Consider the following 18,028-nt stretch of genomic DNA (forward strand, 5'->3'; position numbering starts at 1 on the left):
GCTATGCTGCCCGCGGTGATGCTCACGGGTAAACGCATCGTCGTCGGGATCGGTGGCGGGATCGCGGCGTTCAAGGCCGTCGAGCTGGTGCGCGAGCTCGGCCGCCGGGGCGCCGAGGTGCGCGTGGTGATGACCCCCGCCGCCACGCGCTTCGTCGGGCCCGTCACGTTCACGGGGCTGCTCGGGCGCCCCCCCGTCGTGGACCTGTGGGACCCGAGCTACGCGGGCGAGGTCCACGTCGAGCTCGGCGAGTGGGCCGACGCGATGGTGGTCGCCCCCGCCACCATGAACGTCATCGCGCGCCTTGCGCACGGCATGGCCGACGACGCGCTGCTCGCGACGCTGGCGTGCGCGCGCTGCGTGCGGCTGTTCGCGCCGGCTATGCACCCCCACATGTGGATGCAGCCAGCCACACAACGCAACGTGGCTACGCTGCGGAGCGATGGCGTCCAGGTGGTCGGCCCAGTGGAAGGGCCGCTGGCGAACGGTGGCAGCGGGAAGGGGCGGATGGCGGAGCCCTCGACCATCGCCGACGCGCTCGCGAACGCGCTGAGGGAGCCGCTGGCGCACACGGCCCCCGCCGCGGCCTCGCCGGCCGCCGCCGCCCCGGGATCGAGCGCCGGATCCTCTGGAGCGCTGCCAGGCGCCACAGCCTCCACACAAGACCTCGCGGGGCTCCGCGTGCTCGTCAGCGCCGGCCCGACGTTCGAGGACCTCGACCCAGTGCGCTTCTTGGGCAACCGCTCGAGCGGCAAGATGGGCTTCGCCCTCGCCTCCCGGGCGCACGCGCGCGGCGCCAGCGTAGTGCTCGTGAGCGGCCCTGTGACCCTCCCCGATCCCGCGGGCGTCACCACCGTGCGAGTGCGCTCCGCGCGCGAGATGCACGCCGCCGTGAAGTCCGAGGTGTCCCGCGGCGTCGACATCGTCGTCATGGCCGCCGCCGTCGCCGATTACCGCCCCGCCGAGCGGGCGGACCAGAAGATCAAGAAGTCCGGCGCGCGCGCCCTCGAGCTGGTACGCAACCCGGACATCCTCGCGGAGCTGGGCAGTGAGCGCGCCGCCCGGCGTGAGGCCCTGGACGCCGATGCCCCAGCGACGCCGGTGCTCATCGGCTTCGCCCTCGAGACCACCGACATCGAGCGCTACGCGCGCACGAAGCTGGCCTCGAAGCGCTGCGACCTGATCGTCGCGAACGAGGCAGCGCACGGGTTCGGCGGCGACACCAACCGCGCACACCTCGTCTCGGAGACAGGCGTGCTCTCCCTGGAAACGATGAGCAAGGACGCCCTCGCCGACCACATCCTGTCCGCGGCGTTGGGGATCCACCACGCGCCCCCCCAGCCGCACGCCCCCACGCAGGCCCACGCGTCAGGAACCTAGATGGCCGAAATCTCCCGCCCCAGCATGCTCTCCTTCCTCGGTCAGGTCCTCGACGGGCGCTACCGCATCACGTCCGTGCTGGGCGAGGGAGGCATGGGCGTGGTCTATCGCGCCGAGCAGATCGGCGGACCGGCGGTCGCCGTCAAGGTCCTGCACGACGACCTGGTCGACACCCCCGAGCTGCGGGAACGCTTCGAGCGCGAGGCCCGCGCCCTGTTCGCCCTGGAGCACCCCAACGTGCTCACGGTGCACGACTTCGGCGTCGCGCACGGCAGCCCGTACCTGGTGATGGAGCTGCTCGAGGGTGAGCCGCTCGACAAGTACCTGGAGGAGCACTCGCCCGAGCCCCAGGAGGCCCTGCAGATCGCACGGCTGGTGCTCACGGGGCTGGCGTTCGCGCACGCGAAGGGCGTGGCCCACCGCGACCTCAAGTCCGAGAACGTCTTCCTCCCGCGGCACGCTGACGGCACGCGTGGCGCCAAGCTGCTGGACTTCGGCCTCGTGAAGTTCATGGACGACGACCGCTGGGGCGAGTCCAAGAAGCTCACCATGCAGGGCTCGGTGTTCGGCACGCCTGCGTACATGGCGCCAGAGCAGTGCACTGGCGCTCCGTCGGACGCGCGCACCGACGTGTACTCCATGGGCTGCATCCTGTTCGAGCTGCTGACGGGCATGTGGCCGTTCATGGAGGAGAACCAGGTGCTCATGTTCCGTGCTCACCTGATGAACCCGCCACCCACGCTCACCTCGGCCAGCGACTCGTACGAGTTCGCGCCGGAGCTCGAGGCCCTGCTCGCGCGCGCGCTCGCCAAGAAGCCGGAGGACCGCTACCAAGACGCCGGACAGATGCTCGCGGCGCTCAACGCGTTGCCGCGCGTCGTCCATCGTCCGAAGGGCGCCGCCGTCGCTCCGCCGCCCGTCGCTGGGCCGCCCCCGCCGATGTCGGCCGCGCAGCAAGTGCCCGTTGGGCCGCCCGCGCACGCGAGCGCCCCGGGAAACAGCTCCATCGCGCCCATCGCCATCATCGGCGTGGTGGTGGTGCTCGCAGTCGTCGCCGCAGGGGTGCTCGCGTTTCTGCTGCTGTAGGCACGAGCCATCGGCAGAGCTACGCGGGTCCGCTACGGAGCACGTAGGCTGATATGCGAGTTCGGGCGACCGAGGGCGACTGTGGAGCGGACGCTACTTGACCGCGTCCCACGCCTGCTTGGCGCTGCGGTAGGTCTCGATCGCCTCGGGCGTGAGGTCGAGAGCGCCCTCCGCCACGAGGCGCTCGTGGATCTTCTGCGGCTCGCGCTCCCAGCCCTTGGGCAGGTCCAGCTTCACGTTGAGCGGCACGCCGCCCAGCTGCCCCGCCTCCTCCAGCGCCCACAGCGCCTCGGCCGCGAGGAACTGCCCAGCGGTGGCACGCACGTCGGGCTGCAGGTGGCTCGCGAGCGGGAACACATCGTAGAAGCCGACCTCGTCCTTGGCGCGCCCCATCTGCTTGCGCAGCGCGGCGAACGTGGCCGTGGGGACCGGCAGCTCCACCAGGTCCACGCCTGCGACGTCGAGGCCATGCGTGGCCATCAGCGCGCGCTCCATGGCGTCGCCGTGGCTCTGGGTGAGGACAGCCGCACGCGCTCCCTGATCGAGCAGGACGGTGACGACGATGTAGGGGCGAGGATCCTTCTCGGTCATGGCTGAGACGCGACTTACTCCAAGAACGCTCCGTTGGGTAGTGCCCAGCTGCATTCGCCTGCGCAAAGCACCCTCGTTGCCTTCGTGAAGCTGTCGCACCCCGCGCTTCGTGCTACATCCGCCGTGCATGGATATCTCCCTCGTGCGCGCCTCGATCTACGACCTCCCTTCGCGCCAGAGGCTCGACGCGTTGGTCTACGACGGCTCCTCCGACATGCAGCTGTGGCCCGGCCGCGGCGCAGACTTCGACCTGGACGAGCGCTTCGGCGGCACGCTCCAGGCCGCGCTCGACGCGGAGGTTCGGCAGCTCCCGGATCGCACGCTTCCTCTCTACGAAGTGGTGCGCGTGGCTCGCGGCCGTCTGCACTGCGACTTCCTCGCATGGGTGGCCACGCGCCCCCCGCAGACAGGCACGCGGCCCGAGCCCGCGCCCGACGCGAAGGGCATCGCGAAGGCCGTGAAGGCGGCGCTCCACTTCGCGTCCTCGCGGCACGTCAAGCGCATCGGCTTCGGCGCGCTCGGAGCCGGGCCGGGTGAGCTGCCCGCCGCCGAGCGGCTGATCACCATCATCCGCGCCGCGCACGAGTACGAAGAGGAGTGCGCCGCCAGCGGGATGAGCACCGGCATCGAAGAGGTGCTGGTGTGCGAGACGCTCGGCTCCATCTACCAGAAGGTCGCGGCTGCCGTGCGCGGCCTCGCCAAGGCCGACAACATCGTCGCGCAGCCCGCATCGGTCCGCGCGGCCACCATCAAGCGCGACGCGGCACGCAGCTCCGGGCCTGCGCGCAAAGCCACCACACGCAAGGGACAAAAGCTCTCGGCGCAGGAAGTGGACGCGCACCGGCACAGCGCGCCGGCGTACAGCCCACGCATCCGTTTCAGCGCGGGCGACTGGCTGAACCACGCGCGCTTCGGCATCGGCCGCGTGGAAGAGGTCTCGCCCGGAGAGTCCACCGAGCAGGCCCGCGTGTTGTTCGAGGACGGCGTCGAGCGCAGGCTGGTGCACGCACGGAGCGAGTAGAGACATGCGCGTCGAGATCCACCCCACGCACCCTCAGCAACGACTGCTCGACAAGGCGGTGGATGTGCTCAAGCGCGGCGGGGTGGTGGTGTACCCAACGGACACCGTCTACGGCATCGGTTGCGACACCATGCAGAAGAAGGCGCTGGAGCGGGTGTACGCGCTCAAGCGCATGTCCGCCGACCACCCTGTCGGCCTGGTGTGCCCCGACTTGGGCGACATCGCGCGCTACGCCATCGTGGACGACATGAACTACCGCATCATGCGGCGGCTCCTGCCGGGGCCGTACACGTTCATCCTCCCGGCCACGCGCGAGGTGCCCAAGATCGTCATGCGCAAGCAGAAGACGGTCGGCATCCGCGTCCCGCACCACGAGGTAGCGCTGCGCCTGGTGCGCGCCCTCGGCCACCCCATCGTCTCCACCTCCGCGAGCATCGACGGCGTGCAACACGCCGACCCGGAGGACATCGCCGCGCAGTTCCAACACGCTGACATGGTGTTAGATGCGGGCTGGGGAGGCCTCGAGCCCTCGACGATCGTCGACCTGACCGGGCACACCCCCGTGGTCGTCCGCGAGGGCGCGGGGCCTGTGGACGCAGTCTAAATCCTCCAAATCGCAACAATTCGTTGCTCGTCTGCCATGTACATCAAAATTGTACATGTGTTCAACCGTGGGCGCCTACCGGGCCAGGCTTACACTGTGCGAGTTACGCGTTACAGCAGACGTGGATGTCGGGAGTAAACGGCTTGTAAAGGTTTGCTGATAAAAATATCTTCGATTGGCTGGCGGCTCACCCTGTGTCGAGTCTGCCCAACCTACGAAGGAACATCATGCGAACTACTCGCTCACTTGGTTTGGCGGCGGTCATCGCTGCGCTCATGTCTCCGGGCTGCGGAGGTGGTGGCAACAATCGGACGGACAGCGGTCCTGACGACGGCGGCGGATCCCAGGACATGGGCCAAGTCGACCTCGGCGTCGACCTGCTTCCGGTCGGATCGGCCTGCGGGGTCAGCGCGCAGTGCGCGGGACCCGGAACGCCCGAATGCATCCAGCAGGTGCTGCAACCGTTGGAAGAGATGCTCGACTCACCGCGCGAGACCGCTCGGACGCTCGCGGAGCAGACGGTCATCACCTTCCCGAACAACTACTGCTCGACCGTTGCGCCGTGCGCCAACGACTCGGAGTGTGGCGAAGGAGGCACCTGTTACTTGCCTCTCATCGACGTGGAGGCAGCAGAGTTCGACCCCCTCGTCGAGCTCCTCGGCCTCTCGGATGAAGAGGAGGACACGATCAAGGGCTTCCGCACCTACGGCATCTGTCTGGAGGCGTGCTCGGAAGACAGCGACTGCACCCGACCTGGCTACCACTGCGCGGTCCCCCTCGGTGACCTCGTGTCGCTGGCCGCAGACTTCGGAGCACGCCTCGAGACCTACTGCATCGGCGACCCGGACGTCGACCCCTGCGACCTCTGCGACGCCAACGCCACATGCGACACCTCCGGCGCTACCAGCGTGTGCGTCTGCAACGCTGGGTACATGAGCGACGGAATGGGAGGCTGTCCTGACGTCGACGAGTGCACGGCGGGCACGGCGACCTGCGACGCGAACGCGACCTGCAGCAACGAGCAGGGGAGCTATGCGTGCACCTGCAACGATGGCTTCGCTGGCGACGGCATGACCTGCTCGCCCATCGTGACGGGGTGCGACCCCGCGTGCGGCGCGAACGCGAACTGCGTCGACGTGAGCGGAACGCCGACCTGCGCGTGCAACACCGGCTACACGGACGACGGCGCAGGAAACTGCGTGGACACCGACGAGTGCGCTCTCGGATTGGACAACTGCACGACCGGCTTCCTGTGTGCCAACACGGTCGGGAGCTTCACATGCAACAACGTGGACGAGTGCACCGCCGGCACGGCGGGTTGTAGCAGCAACGCGACGTGCGCGGACACGGTGGGTTCGTTCACCTGCACGTGCAACACCGGCTACATCGGCGATGGCGTCTCGTGCGCCGACTTCGACGAGTGCATGAACGGGACCGACGACTGCGGCCCGGTGGAGATGTGTGTCAACACCGTAGGTAGCTTCATGTGCACCCCGACTGGCTGCGACCCATCGTGTGCCATGACCGTGGAGGTATGCACGGGTGACGCCACCAGCGGATTCAGCTGCGCGTGCGCACCCGGCTACACGGGCGGCGCAGGGTCCTGCGTGGACGCCAACGAGTGCACGGCGGGCACCGACGACTGCAGCGCCAACGCGACGTGCACCAACACCGTTGGTAGCTTCACGTGCGCCTGCAACCCAGGCTACACCGGCAACGGTGTCACCTGCACCGACGTCAACGAGTGCACCACCGGCGCCAACAACTGCGGCCTGAACGCAGCGTGCACCAACACGGATGGCGGCTTCACGTGTGCGTGCAATGCCGGCTTCACCGGTGACGGTCTCACGTGTACCGACGTCAACGAGTGTACCGCGGGCACCGACAACTGCGACGCCAACGCCGCCTGCACCAACACGTCGGGCAGCTTCAGCTGCGCCTGCAACACCGGCTACACCGGCAACGGCGTCACCTGCACCGACGTCAACGAGTGCACCGCCGGCACCGACAACTGCAACGCCAACGCGGCGTGCACCAACACGCCCGGCGGCTTCACCTGCGCCTGCAACGCGGGCTACACCGGCAACGGCGTCACCTGCTCCGACGTCAACGAATGCACCGCCGGTACCGACAACTGTAGCGCCAACGCCGCCTGCACCAACACGCCCGGCAGCTTCACCTGCGCTTGCAACACTGGCTACTCCGGCAACGGCGTCACCTGCAACGACATCAACGAGTGCACCGCTGGTACGGATGACTGCGACGACGTGATGGAGGTCTGCACGAACACCGTGGGTGGCTTCATGTGTAGCCCCTCGGGCTGCTTCCCAGCCTGCATGCCGACCACCGAGATCTGCACAGGCTCCGTGATGAGCGGATTCTCGTGCACCTGTGCGCCGGGCTACGTCGACCAGGGTGGCACCTGCGTCGACGTCAACGAGTGCACCGCAGGCACCGACAACTGCAGCGCCAACGCCGCCTGCACCAACACGCCCGGCAGCTTCACCTGCGCCTGCAACGCGGGCTACGCCGGCAACGGCGTCACCTGCTCCGACGTCAACGAGTGCACCGCTGGCACTGACAACTGCAGCGCCAACGCCGCCTGCACCAACACACCCGGCAGCTTCTCCTGTGCGTGCAACGCGGGCTACACCGGCAACGGCGTCACCTGCTCCGACGTCAACGAGTGCACCGCTGGCACTGGACAACTGCAGCGCCAACGCCGCCTGCACCAACACCGGCAGCTTCTCCTGTGCGTGCAACGCAGGCTACACCGGCAACGGCGTCACCTGCACGGACGTCAACGGGGTGCACCGCTGGCACCGACAACTGCAGCGCCAACGCCGCCTGCACCAACACGCCGGCAGCTTCATGTGTTGCTGCAGCGCGGGCTACACTGGCAACGGCGTCACCTGCTCCGACGTCAGCAGTGCACCGCTGGCACCGACAACTGCAGCGCCAACGCCGCCTGCACCAACACGCCCGGCAGCTTCATGTGTGCCTGCAACGCGGGCTACACCGGCAACGGCGTCACCTGCACCGACGTCAACGAGTGCACCAACGGCACCAACAACTGCAGCGCCAACGCCGCCTGCACCAACACGCCTGGCAGCTTCAGTGTGCCTGCAACGCGGGCTACACACCGGCAACGGCGTCACCTGCACCGACGTCAACGAGTGCACCAACGGCACCAACAACTGCAGCGCCAACGCCGCCTGCACCAACACGCCCGGCAGCTTCATGTGTGCCTGCAACGCGGGCTACACCGGCAACGGCGTCACCTGCACCGACGTCAACGAGTGCACCAACGGCACCAACAACTGCAACGCCAACGCCGCCTGCACCAACACACCGGGCAGCTTCTCCTGCGCCTGCAACATGGGGTACACCGGCAACGGCGTCACCTGTACCGACATCAACGAGTGCACGAACGGAACGGCAGCCTGCAGCCCGAACGCGACGTGCAACAACACGCCCGGCAGCTACGGATGCACCTGCAACGCGGGGTACGTGGGCGACGGGTTCACCTGCACGGCACCGGCGTTCTGTGACGTCGTGTACCGCGTGGCCGGCACGTTCCAGATCACCAACCCGCCTGCATGCTCCCCGGGTTGGACGAACAACATCGGCACCAACGCCGCCAACCCCGCCCTGTCGGGCGGCGCGACCACGCCGTTCACCGTCGCCTCTAGCTGGGACAACGGAATGGTGCGCCTGCGCTTCCCGGCGAACGGGGCAGGGAACGCGCCGGTCGCCGGTGCCGTCAGCCTGATCGAGTACTATATGCCGCTCGAGTTCTCGACGTCGTGCTCTGGCGCGACCGTCACCACGAACGTCGACCACAGCGTCGGCATCCTCGCGATGTCGGGGACCCCGGCGACCATCCCGGTGTCACCCAGCATCAGCCGTACGTGCAGTCCGTGGGCGTCCGGCACCGCGGCCGGCAACACCCTGTCGTGGAGCACCTGCGACGTGGTCAATGGGAACGACAACCGTTGGCCACACTCGGACGCCCAAGGCAACGGGACGAACGAGGCAGGCTGCGCGAAGCGCATGAGCGTCTGGGGCGCGGTGACTTGCTCGGGCGGGGCACTCGTCTGTGGCTTCGTCCCCGGTCTCGGAAACCAGCGCGCGACGTGGGAGCAGGTGCTGAACAACTTCACGTTCAGCAGCTCGAACTACACCACCGCGAGCTTCACGATGCCCTCCGTGGAGGTCCCCGAGTCGACCAACAACGACAACACGCGGACGTACATCGCCATCACCAGCGCCACTGTGCTCAGCTACGAGTGCGGCCAGACCGCCGCACTCACCTGCAACGAGTTCTGAGGCCCGCTCGTCCCTGACGCGACGGCCGGCCTTCCGACATACTGGAAGGCCGGCCGTCGCGTTTCCGCTCCCACCATGACACCCACGCACTTCCTCCGCGCACTCTCGCTTGGCTTCGCGCTGCATGTCGCAGCGACGAGCTCCGCGCAGGGCTTCACGGACGTCGCGTCGGAGGTGGGACTCACGGCAGCGCTCGGCACACCGGACGGGAGCGTGTGCCCGGGTGGTCTGTGCGCAGCCGCGTACGGGGGCACCGCGTCCACGAGCGACCTCAACGGCGACGGTTTCCCCGATCTCTACGTCGCGGGCCCGTTCACCCGCGGCACGCTCTACTTGTCCACCGGGGACGGGTCCTTCTCGGACGCCACGGCAGCCGCGGGCCTCGCGTCCGCGCCCAGCGCCAGCGCTTCGTTGTTCGCCGACCTGGACCAGGACGGCGACTCGGACCTCGTGCTCGCCCGGGCCACCAGCGGTCCATCGCCCGACGAGACGCACCACATCGTCTTCTACAACGTCGGCACGAGCTCCACGCCCTACTACGAGGAGCGCTCACAGACCTCGGGGCTCGCGCTACGGGGAGCTGGCAACGGCGCACCGCTGTCCGGCACCGGGATCGCAGCGGGCGACTACAATCTCGACGGATACGTCGACCTCTTCGTGGGTTCCTGGCAGATCTTGGCGTCAGGCTGCGACGCAGGTACCGCCGGGCTCTACCGAAACCTGGGAACGCTCGGGCCTGGGAGGTTCCGCGACGTCACACGCGACGTGGGCGCGTGGCCAGAACTCGGACTCGGACTGAGCGTACACGAGGTGGCGGGTGTGTCGTTTGGCGGCGCGTTCTCTGACCTCGACCAAGACGGATTGCCGGACCTACTGGTGACCGCAGACTTTGGTCGCCAGCAGTTCCTGCGGAATGCGGGCACGGGCGGGTTCACCGACGAGACGCGTGCACGCGGCCTGGACGCGGTGGAGTTTGGCATGGGGTCGAGCATCGCGGACGCCGACGGCGATGGCGACCTCGACGTATTCTTCACCTCCATCTACGACCCGGATCGAGAGGACGCGACGGGCAACCGGCTGCACCTGCAGCGACACGACGGCACCTTCGCCGAGCGCAGCTTGGCCTACGGAGTGCGGGACTCGGGGTGGGGTTGGGGCGCCACGTTCGTCGACCTGGACAACGACGGTGACATCGACTTGGCGACAACAGGCGGAAACGATGCCTACCCGCTCCCGAGTCCGTTGCGCCTGTGGGTCAACCAAGGTTCGCTGCCGTGGATCGAATCGGCGGCCGCGCTGGGGGTCGAGGAGGAGCAACCCGGACGTGCGCTGCTCGCGTTCGACTTCGATCGCGACGGGGACGAGGATCTGTTGGTGGTTCGCTACCACGGCCCGCCGCTCTTGCTCCGGAACGACCTACCGAGCGTGAACGCATGGTTGACCGTCGTCCCCAGAGGCACGCGATCGAACCGCGATGGTTGGGGGGCAAAGGTCTGGGTGACCAACCAAAGCGGTCGCACGTGGTACGCCGAAGTCGGAACGGCATCGCACTTCACCGGCGTCGGGCCACGCGAAGCCCACGTGGGACTCGGCCCCGCCGCCCTGGACGAGCCCCTTCGCGTCGAGGTCGAGTTCCTGGGTGGGAACCGCGTCGCCGTGGACGACGTACTACCGAACCGCGTGCTGACCGTGACGGAGCCCGACGTCGCACCGCCTCGACCTCGCGTCCCGACACGGGTGCTCCCGGACTGCGACCACGACGGTCTCCCGGACGCCTGCGGGTACGACTGCGACGCAGACGGGACACCGGATGAATGCCAGATCGCGCGCGAACCCAGCCTCGACGTCGACACGAGCGGATTCCTAGACGTCTGCGAGGGGCCGCGGCCCGAAGACGGGGGGACGGCGAACGTCGGGCCCGACCTGCACGTCCCGCCGGACGGCGGTGTCACCGCGCGCGCCTCCGCGGCCTGTACAGCGGCTCCGAGCCGAGCCCGAGGCAGCGCCTGGCTCCTGCTTGCGGCAATGGTACTGGCCCGCTTGGGGGTCCGGCTCAGTTCAGCGAGTACGGCCGCTCAAGCGCGAACTCGCCGATCTCGGCGTCGAAGCGATCACCGTCCTCGGTGACCATCTGGTAGCTGCCCTTCATGCTGCCGCGCTGAGTGCGCAGGATGGCGCCGCTGGTGTACTCGAAGGCCTGGCCTGGGCGCAGCGTGGGTTGCTCACCGACGACGCCGGGCCCGCGGACCTCTTCCACGTGCGTGTAGCTGTCAGTGATGACCCAGTGGCGCGTGACCAGCTGAACGACGTCGTGGCCACGGTTCTCGATGCGGACGCGGTAGGCGAAGGCGTAGCGGTCGGCGGCGGGCTGGGATTGCTCGTCGAGGTAGCGGCTCTCGACCAGCACGCGGACGCCGCGGGTCTCGGCGTGGCTCTTGTTGGAGATGCTCATGCGAGTGGGCGCGAGGGTACCCAAGGTCGAGCGAACGGCAAAGTCGTTCGCGCCTCGGGGACCTCCGCGCCCACCGTTGGTCGGGGCTGCGCGGACGCGTGGCCTATGCGTCGAGCCGCGCCAGCAGGTCCGCTGCCGTCGCGTCGGAGTCGACCGTGATGCGCAGCGTGAGCGGCTCACGCGCCTCGCCGACCGACTCGATGGTGGCCTGCTGCCCCGGGTAGAGCTTGGCGAGCGTCGCCTCGAGGGCGGGCTTCACGGCGGCGACCGTCTCTTCGCTGTTCGGCGCGAGGAGGCGATCCTGGATGCGGAAGAGCACCTCGCCCGTACCGAAGCGCGCGGCGAGCCCCTCCTGCGCTTCGAGGCGCGCGCAGCTGGAGAGGGCCCGGCGGAACGTGTCGGTCACGCGCGCGGCGAAGTCCCCCTCGGCCAGCCGCTTGCGGCTGTAGGTGAACCCCTGCCGCGCGTCGTCGCGGTCCACCGCGTAGTTGGCGTGGTGCCCGATGATCATCACGCCCGGGCCGTCGGGCACGTGCGAGTAGTCGGCCACGTCGATCAGCAGCTCGTCCGACACGACGCGCCGCTTGATCCACTCGTGGAACACGGGGACGAGCGCGACGTCGCTGATCTCGTCGCGCGCGAAGAACTTCACTTGGAGTTTCTGGGCTTGCATGGCTGTCTCGTTTCCTACGCGGGTTGCTGCGACGGCGTTCACTCGGCGGCTCGGTTCGCGGCCTCGAGCCAGCGCTGATACGTCGCGTGGCAGGCGTCGAGGAAGAGCTGGGCCTCGTCCATGCACTTGTGCGCGATCTCCTTGTTGGCGCCCACGAAGCGCTGGCTCGCGTGCAAGCCGAGGAAGAAGTGCGCGAACTTGTTGCCGACGAACGGGTCGTTGAACAGGCCGGGGTCGGCCACGTGCGTCTTGAACTGGAGCGCCACGTCGTCGGCGTCGTCGCGGCACTGCTTGTCCAGGTGCCGGACCAGCGCCTTCGCCGCGGTCACCATCGACTGGAAGGCCCCCGCGGCAGCCGTGGCCGGGTCACCGCCGACGCTGTCCAGGATGTCTTGCGCGCCGTGCAGCTCCTGCTCCGCGGCCTGCAGACCGAACTCGACGAACGGCACGATCTCGCCGGCGCACTCGCCGATGCCGATGTCGCCGATGGTGTACTCGCGCGGGTCGCCCCAGTCGCTGTAGAAGCTCGGGTCCTCCTCGTAGCTGGGGATGGCCTGCAGCGGCTTCAGGATGGCCCGGAAGTCCTTCTTGCCGACGCGCTCGATGAACGCGCGGAAGGACTCGCCCCGCTCGCGGTTGGCCACGTAGTGATCCGTGATGGCCTGCACCGTCTTGGGGATGTTCTTGGACGGCACGGCGCCCACCACCAAGCCGTACTTGGCCGCGTTCTCGGTCCACTGTCCGCCGAGCACGACGTTGAAGTGGGGCACCTTGCGCCCGCCGGCCGCGCGGCTGACGCCGGTGAACCCGATGTCCGCCGCGTGGTGCTGGCCACAGCTGTTGAAGCAGCCGCTGGACTTGATGCGCAGCTCGCGCACCTGCTTGTCGAGCGACTCCTCGACCACCGTCAGGCGGCGCTTGAGCTCCGCCGTGAGGCCACGCGACGAGGAGATGCCCAGCTTGCACGTGTCGGTGCCGGGGCAGGACGTCATGTCCGTGATGGTGCCCGCGCCCGCCTCGGCGAAGCCGATGGCCGAGAGGCGCTCCCAGAACGAAAGCGCGTCCGCGCCGCTCAGCCAGCGCATGGCGAGGTTCTGCTCGACGGTGCAGCGGATGCCGTCGCCGGTGTAGTCGCGCGCGAGGTCCGCGATGAGGCGCGCCTGCCGCGAGGTGAAGTCGCCCAGCGGGAGCTTCACGATGGCGGTGTAGTAGCCCTCCTGCACCTGAGGCTTGAGGTTGTACTCGGCCCACTTCAGGAACGCGGCCGGGCCCTCGGTCGGAAGCGCGGCTCCCGGGCGGATGGGCTTCTCGTCGAGGCGGCTCAGGTCCTTCAGGTTCTCGGTCCAGCGCTCGTCCACGCGCAGCCCCTCACGCTCGACCTGCACCAAGCGCTTGAACTCCTCGAGACCCAGCTTGTCCACCAGGAACTTGATGCGAGCGCGGGCGCGGCTCTGCTTTTCACCCAAGCGCGCGAACACACGCGCCACGGCCTGCGCCAGCGGCAACAGCTCCTCGGCCGGGCAGAACTCGGCCAGGACCTTGGCCTCGACGGGCACGGCACCGAGACCACCGCCGACCACGACCTTGAAGCCGCGCTGCCCATCGACGATCTTGGCGACGGCGCCGAGGTCGTGGAACGTGACCAGGCCGCACGGGTTCTCGTGGCAGCCGCTGAACGCGATCTTGAACTTGCGCCCGAAGTCCTGCACGTCGGGGTGGCCGAGGAAGTACTTCATGCACGCGTCGGCGTACGGCGTGACGTCGAAGCTCTCGGTGCTGCACACGCCCGAGTACTCGCACGCCGTGACGTTGCGCACGCTGTTGCCGCACGCCTCGCGGGTGGTGATGCCCACGGCCGCGAGCCGGCGCATCATGTCGGGGGTGTCCTCGATGTGGACGTAGTGCAGCTGGATGTCCTGGCGCGTGGTGATGTGCAGGATGCTGTCCGAGTACTCCTCGGCGAGCTCTGCGTGCACCTCGAGCTGCTGGATGCTCAAGCGACCCATGGGGATCTTGATGCGCATCATGCCCGGGGCGTCCCACTGCGTGTCCGGCCCCTTGGTCAGCGGCTGCGGGAAGACCAGCGTCTGCTGCTGCTCGCCATCGCTGCGCAGACCGTTGTCGTAGCGCTGGCCGTAGGCCCCGCGGCGCAGACGCGTCTCGGCGAAGAACTTGTCGTCGAGCTTGCCTTGCTTCTTCAGATCGATCTGCCCCTCGAACGTGTCGATCTCCAGGGTCATCTCGGGGGACATTTCGCCGCGCAGGCGGTCTTTCCAGGTCGGGGCGCTCATCTTGAACTCCTCATGCGCGCTCGGTCCTCGAGCGCTAGGACCGCCACTATTCACGAGTTTACCCAGAGGTCAAGTCAACAATGCCGTGGTGACCCGTCATGTCGCATTTAACGAAATCATTTCATAGCCCTAATTCTTGACCTGCGAGGTGTGCTTTAAAGTCCGCCGCCCGAGGGCTCGTATCCCACATCGCCCCACTAAATAGTCACGCCCTCGTGCGACGACCGCCGCGGAATCGCGTTATGGTGGACCCCACCGCGATGAAACCCATCCGCGACTCGACGTCCAGCGTCTTCTGCGTGCACTGCCGCGAGACGCATCCGCGCGTATGGACGCATTGCCCAAACTCGGGCAAGCCCATGCAGGCGGGGGACCCACGAGTCGGGAGCACCGTCGCCTCACGCTACCGCATCGAGTCGATCATTGGCCGTGGGGGCATGGGGATCGTCTACGGCGCGCGGCGCTCGACCGGCGAGCGCGTGGCGGTCAAGTGTCTCCATCCGGAGATCGCGGACAACGCCGACGCCATCCGCCGTTTCCAACGGGAGGCCGAGACGGCGCGAAGCGTGCGGCACCCGAACGTCGTCGAGGTCCTCGAGGCGGGTGTCGATGGCGGGTCACCATACATCGTGATGGAGTACCTGGACGGTGAGCCCCTCTCCACGCGCCTCACGCGTGCGCAGACGCTGTCGCCACACGTCGCGTGTCAGCTCATGCACCAGGCGTTGCTCGGGCTGGCGGCCGTGCACCGCGCCGGGGTCATCCATCGCGATCTGAAGCCTGGCAACATCTTCCTGAGCTTCACGCCGCGTGGCGAGATACGCGTCAAGCTGCTGGACTTCGGCGTGTCCATGTGGAGCGACTTCGACCTCGCCTCCACCAAGCTCACGCGCACGGGCGTCCTGATGGGGACACCCAGCTACATGAGCCCCGAACAAGCCCGCGGGAACCCGCGCTTCGACCAGCGCGCCGACCTCTACTCGGTCGCCGCCATGCTCTACGAGTGCATCGCCGGCCACGTGCCGCACGTTCGCTCCAACTATCACGCGCTGCTGCTTGCCATCGTCGAGGGCAACCCGCCCCCCCTCGAGGCGTGCGTCGCCGTGCTGCCCCAGGGGCTGTCTGCCGTCGTGCATCGCGGCCTGGCGGTCAACCCCGACGTGCGATACGCGGACGCGGATGCTTTCGCGGGCGCGCTGGAGCCGTTCCTCACCCTGACGCGCGCCTCCTCGCCGCCGCGCTTGGCCACCTCCGCGGCATCCCAGTTCGGCGTGTCGCCAGCCCGTCCATCCCCGCCTGCCGACGAGCCTGGCGGCGACGACGTGGCGGTCCGTAGTGCCCGGGACTCGAGCGTCTTCATTGCGCGCGACCTCCCCGCCACGGCGGAGCCATCCGTCTCCCAGACGGTCTCGATGGGGGCCATGCGCTATCTCCAGGCGGAGTTCGGCCCGGCGGCGGTGGCCGAGCTGCTCACCCGCCTACCCAGCGCGCACGCGCGCCTGCTCATCGACGGCGCCCCAAACCTTCGCTGTCCCGCCAGCGTGTGCGACGCGCTGCTGAACGAGGCCGAGATCGAGTTCGGGGCGGGCGCCATGTCCGTGTCCCGCGCCATCGGAGCCGAGATCGCGACATCGGCCGCGACCCGCACGCTGCGCTGGGTCCGCACCGTTTCGCCCGCGGTGTTCGTCACGCGCGTGCCCGACGTGTGGGCCGACCTGTTCGACTTCGGGTCTGTCTCCGTGATGACGGTGGGGTCCACGCGCTGCCGCATCGACGTCATGACCACGCTCGCCGAGTGCGCCGCACGCGACGCGATGATGTGCGGCCTTTTCGCGCGCTTGCTCACCATCACAGGCGCGACTGCGGTGGACGTGTACTCCACCGGGGGACTCGAGCGCGGCTCCACGATCTATCGCGCCGGGTGGCAAGCCACCTGACGGCGCGAACCTCCTGACGGCGCAGGCGGGCCTACCGCGCTGGGCTCAGGCCTTCCCGAGGCGCGCGAGGCGCGCTTCGTCGGCGAGGTACTCCTCGTAGCCCATGCCGAGGTCGTAGTACGTGTCCGGGCCGAGCTCGAGCACGCGTGACACCAGAGAGTCCACGAACTGCACGTCGTGGGACGCTACGATGAGGCTGCCCTCGAACTTGATGAGCCCGTTGTTGAGCGCCGTGATGGACTCGAGGTCCAGGTGGTTGGTGGGGCCGTCGAGCAGCAGCACGTTCGGGTCCTGCAGCATCGCGCGCGACAACATGCAGCGCACCTTCTCGCCCCCGGAGAGCACGGACGCGGCCTTCTGCGACTCCTCGCCGGAGAACAGCATGCGGCCGAGGAAGGCGCGACAGAAGTTCTCCTCCTGGTTGGTGGAGAACTGACGCATCCAGTCCACCAGGTTCAGTGAACAGCCGTCGAAGAACTTGGCGTTGTCGCGGGGCAGCACGCCCAGGTTCACGGAGCTGCCGAAGCGGAAGGTGCCCTCGTCGGGCTCCATGTCGCCCGCCAAGATGGACATGAACGCGTTCACCGCGTTGTCGTTGCCCGTGACGGCCATCTTCTCGCCGCGGCTGAGCGTGAAGCGCACGTCCTTGAAGAGGAGCTCCCCGTCGAGGGTCTTGGTCAGCCCGTCCACGAAGAGGACGTCCTTGCCCAGCTGCCGCTCGGTCTTGAAGATGATGTACGGATACTTGCGCGACGACGGCTTGATGTCGTCGAGGGTGATCTTCTCGAGCTGCGAGCGGCGCGAGCTGGCCTGACGCGACTTGCTGGCGTTGGCGCTGAAGCGCTGGATGAAGGCCTGCAGCTCCTTGATCTTGTCGGTCTTCTTGGCGTTGGCCTCCTGCTTCTGACGCAGGGCGAGCTGGCTGGTCTCGTACCAGAACGTGTAGTTGCCGCTGAAGAGCTGCACCTTCTGGAAGTCCACGTCCGCGATGTGCGTGCAGACCTTGTCGAGGAAGTGACGGTCATGCGAGACGACGATGACCGTGTTCTGGAAGCGCAGCAGGAACTCCTCCAGCCACAGGATGGTGTCGACGTCCAAGTGGTTGGTGGGCTCGTCGAGCAACAGGATGTCCGGGTTGCCGAACAGCGCCTGGGCCAGGAGCACGCGCACCTTCTCGCCGTCCTCCAGCTCCTTGACCAGCTTGTTGTGGCGCGCGTCCGGGATGCCCAGCTCGCTCAGCAGCTGCGCCGCGTTGCTCTCAGCGTCCCAGCCCTGAAGGTCGGCGAACTCGGTCTCGAGCTCGGCCGCGCGCACGCCGTCTTCGTCGCTGAACTCGCCCTTGGCGTAGATCGCGTCCTTCTCCTGGCCCACCTCGTAGAGCCGCTTGTGCCCCATGATGACGGCGTTGAGCGCGGTCACGTCGTTGTAGGCGAAGTGGTCCTGCTTGAGCACGCTGAGGCGCGCGCCAGGCGGGATGACGACCTTGCCGGAGCTGGGATCGAGCTCACCGGACAGGCAGCGCAAGAAGGTGGACTTGCCCGCGCCGTTGGCGCCGATCAGGCCGTAGCAGTTCCCGGGCGTGAACTTGATGTCCACGTTCTCGAAGAGCGGGCGACTGCCGAAGGAGAGGGAGAGGTTTTCGGTGGAGATCATGGTGGCTCTCT

12 protein-coding genes and 6 pseudogenes are annotated in these 18,028 nt (G+C 68.0%); 13 read left to right on the forward strand and 5 right to left on the reverse strand.

Features of this window, described 5'->3' with window-relative positions; translation table 11 throughout:
• The first annotated feature begins 3 nt into the window (after window positions 1-3).
• A complete protein-coding gene (locus H6726_16260) occupies window positions 4-1,380 on the forward strand; it encodes a bifunctional phosphopantothenoylcysteine decarboxylase/phosphopantothenate synthase (protein MCB9659207.1) in 1,377 nt (458 codons plus the stop codon).
• Window positions 1,381-2,466, forward strand: a complete 1,086-nt coding sequence (locus tag H6726_16265; protein ID MCB9659208.1) for a serine/threonine protein kinase — start codon at window positions 1,381-1,383, stop codon at window positions 2,464-2,466.
• 93 nt (window positions 2,467-2,559) lie between these two features.
• Here the strand turns inward: H6726_16265 and H6726_16270 are convergent, their stop codons facing one another.
• A complete protein-coding gene (locus H6726_16270; GenBank protein MCB9659209.1) occupies window positions 2,560-3,057 on the reverse strand; it encodes a hypothetical protein in 498 nt (165 codons plus the stop codon).
• A gap of 127 nt (window positions 3,058-3,184) precedes the next feature.
• On the opposite strand from H6726_16270, the gene H6726_16275 reads away from it, so the two are divergent.
• The 10 genes and pseudogenes from H6726_16275 (at window position 3,185) to H6726_16320 (ending at window position 11,138) form a co-directional block, all read left to right on the forward strand.
• Window positions 3,185-4,078: a hypothetical protein gene (locus H6726_16275; GenBank protein ID MCB9659210.1), complete on the forward strand. Its 894-nt coding sequence runs from the start codon at window positions 3,185-3,187 to the stop codon at window positions 4,076-4,078.
• A 4-nt stretch (window positions 4,079-4,082) separates the two neighbouring features.
• Complete coding sequence (locus tag H6726_16280; GenBank protein ID MCB9659211.1) at window positions 4,083-4,682, forward strand: threonylcarbamoyl-AMP synthase; 600 nt, start codon at window positions 4,083-4,085, stop codon at window positions 4,680-4,682.
• Between the two features lie 227 nt (window positions 4,683-4,909).
• Window positions 4,910-5,761: pseudogene (locus tag H6726_16285) on the forward strand (hypothetical protein).
• Window positions 5,753-5,965 (forward strand): annotated as a pseudogene (locus H6726_16290) (hypothetical protein). Before H6726_16285 ends, H6726_16290 begins: the two co-directional pseudogenes overlap by 9 nt.
• A 141-nt stretch (window positions 5,966-6,106) precedes the next feature.
• Window positions 6,107-6,991: pseudogene (locus H6726_16295) on the forward strand (hypothetical protein).
• A 60-nt stretch (window positions 6,992-7,051) separates the two neighbouring features.
• Window positions 7,052-7,315 (forward strand): annotated as a pseudogene (locus H6726_16300) (hypothetical protein).
• Window positions 7,254-7,487 (forward strand): annotated as a pseudogene (locus H6726_16305) (hypothetical protein). The pseudogenes H6726_16300 and H6726_16305 overlap by 62 nt, the downstream one beginning before the upstream one ends.
• A gap of 66 nt (window positions 7,488-7,553) precedes the next feature.
• Window positions 7,554-7,798, forward strand: a pseudogene (locus tag H6726_16310) (calcium-binding protein).
• Window position 7,799: 1 nt separating this feature from the next.
• The gene (locus tag H6726_16315; protein ID MCB9659212.1) at window positions 7,800-9,011 is read left to right on the forward strand and encodes a hypothetical protein; all 1,212 of its coding nucleotides are present in this window, start codon (window positions 7,800-7,802) and stop codon (window positions 9,009-9,011) included.
• A 75-nt stretch (window positions 9,012-9,086) separates the two neighbouring features.
• A complete protein-coding gene (locus H6726_16320) occupies window positions 9,087-11,138 on the forward strand; it encodes a CRTAC1 family protein (protein ID MCB9659213.1) in 2,052 nt (683 codons plus the stop codon).
• Here H6726_16320 and apaG read toward each other — a convergent pair.
• From apaG to H6726_16335, 3 genes are all read right to left on the reverse strand, one after another.
• Entirely contained in the window at window positions 11,065-11,463 is a 399-nt protein-coding gene (apaG, locus tag H6726_16325; GenBank protein MCB9659214.1) for a Co2+/Mg2+ efflux protein ApaG, read from the reverse strand. The genes H6726_16320 and apaG overlap by 74 nt on opposite strands.
• Window positions 11,464-11,566: 103 nt before the next feature.
• Window positions 11,567-12,136: a hypothetical protein gene (locus H6726_16330; protein ID MCB9659215.1), complete on the reverse strand. Its 570-nt coding sequence runs from the start codon at window positions 12,134-12,136 to the stop codon at window positions 11,567-11,569.
• Window positions 12,137-12,174: 38 nt separating this feature from the next.
• Window positions 12,175-14,427 (reverse strand): nitrite/sulfite reductase, encoded by a 2,253-nt coding sequence (locus tag H6726_16335; protein ID MCB9659216.1) that lies wholly within the window; start codon window positions 14,425-14,427, stop codon window positions 12,175-12,177.
• 260 nt (window positions 14,428-14,687) lie between these two features.
• Here H6726_16335 and H6726_16340 point away from each other — a divergent pair, with 260 nt between their 5' ends.
• Window positions 14,688-16,364, forward strand: a complete 1,677-nt coding sequence (locus tag H6726_16340; protein ID MCB9659217.1) for a serine/threonine protein kinase — start codon at window positions 14,688-14,690, stop codon at window positions 16,362-16,364.
• Between the two features lie 45 nt (window positions 16,365-16,409).
• Here the strand turns inward: H6726_16340 and H6726_16345 are convergent, their stop codons facing one another.
• Window positions 16,410-18,017, reverse strand: coding sequence for an ATP-binding cassette domain-containing protein (locus H6726_16345; GenBank protein MCB9659218.1), 1,608 nt, complete (start codon window positions 18,015-18,017; stop codon window positions 16,410-16,412).
• Window positions 18,018-18,028 lie beyond the last annotated feature (11 nt).

The organism is Sandaracinaceae bacterium (genome assembly GCA_020633055.1).
Classification (GTDB): domain Bacteria; phylum Myxococcota_A; class Polyangia; order Polyangiales; family Houyiibacteriaceae; genus JADJJE01.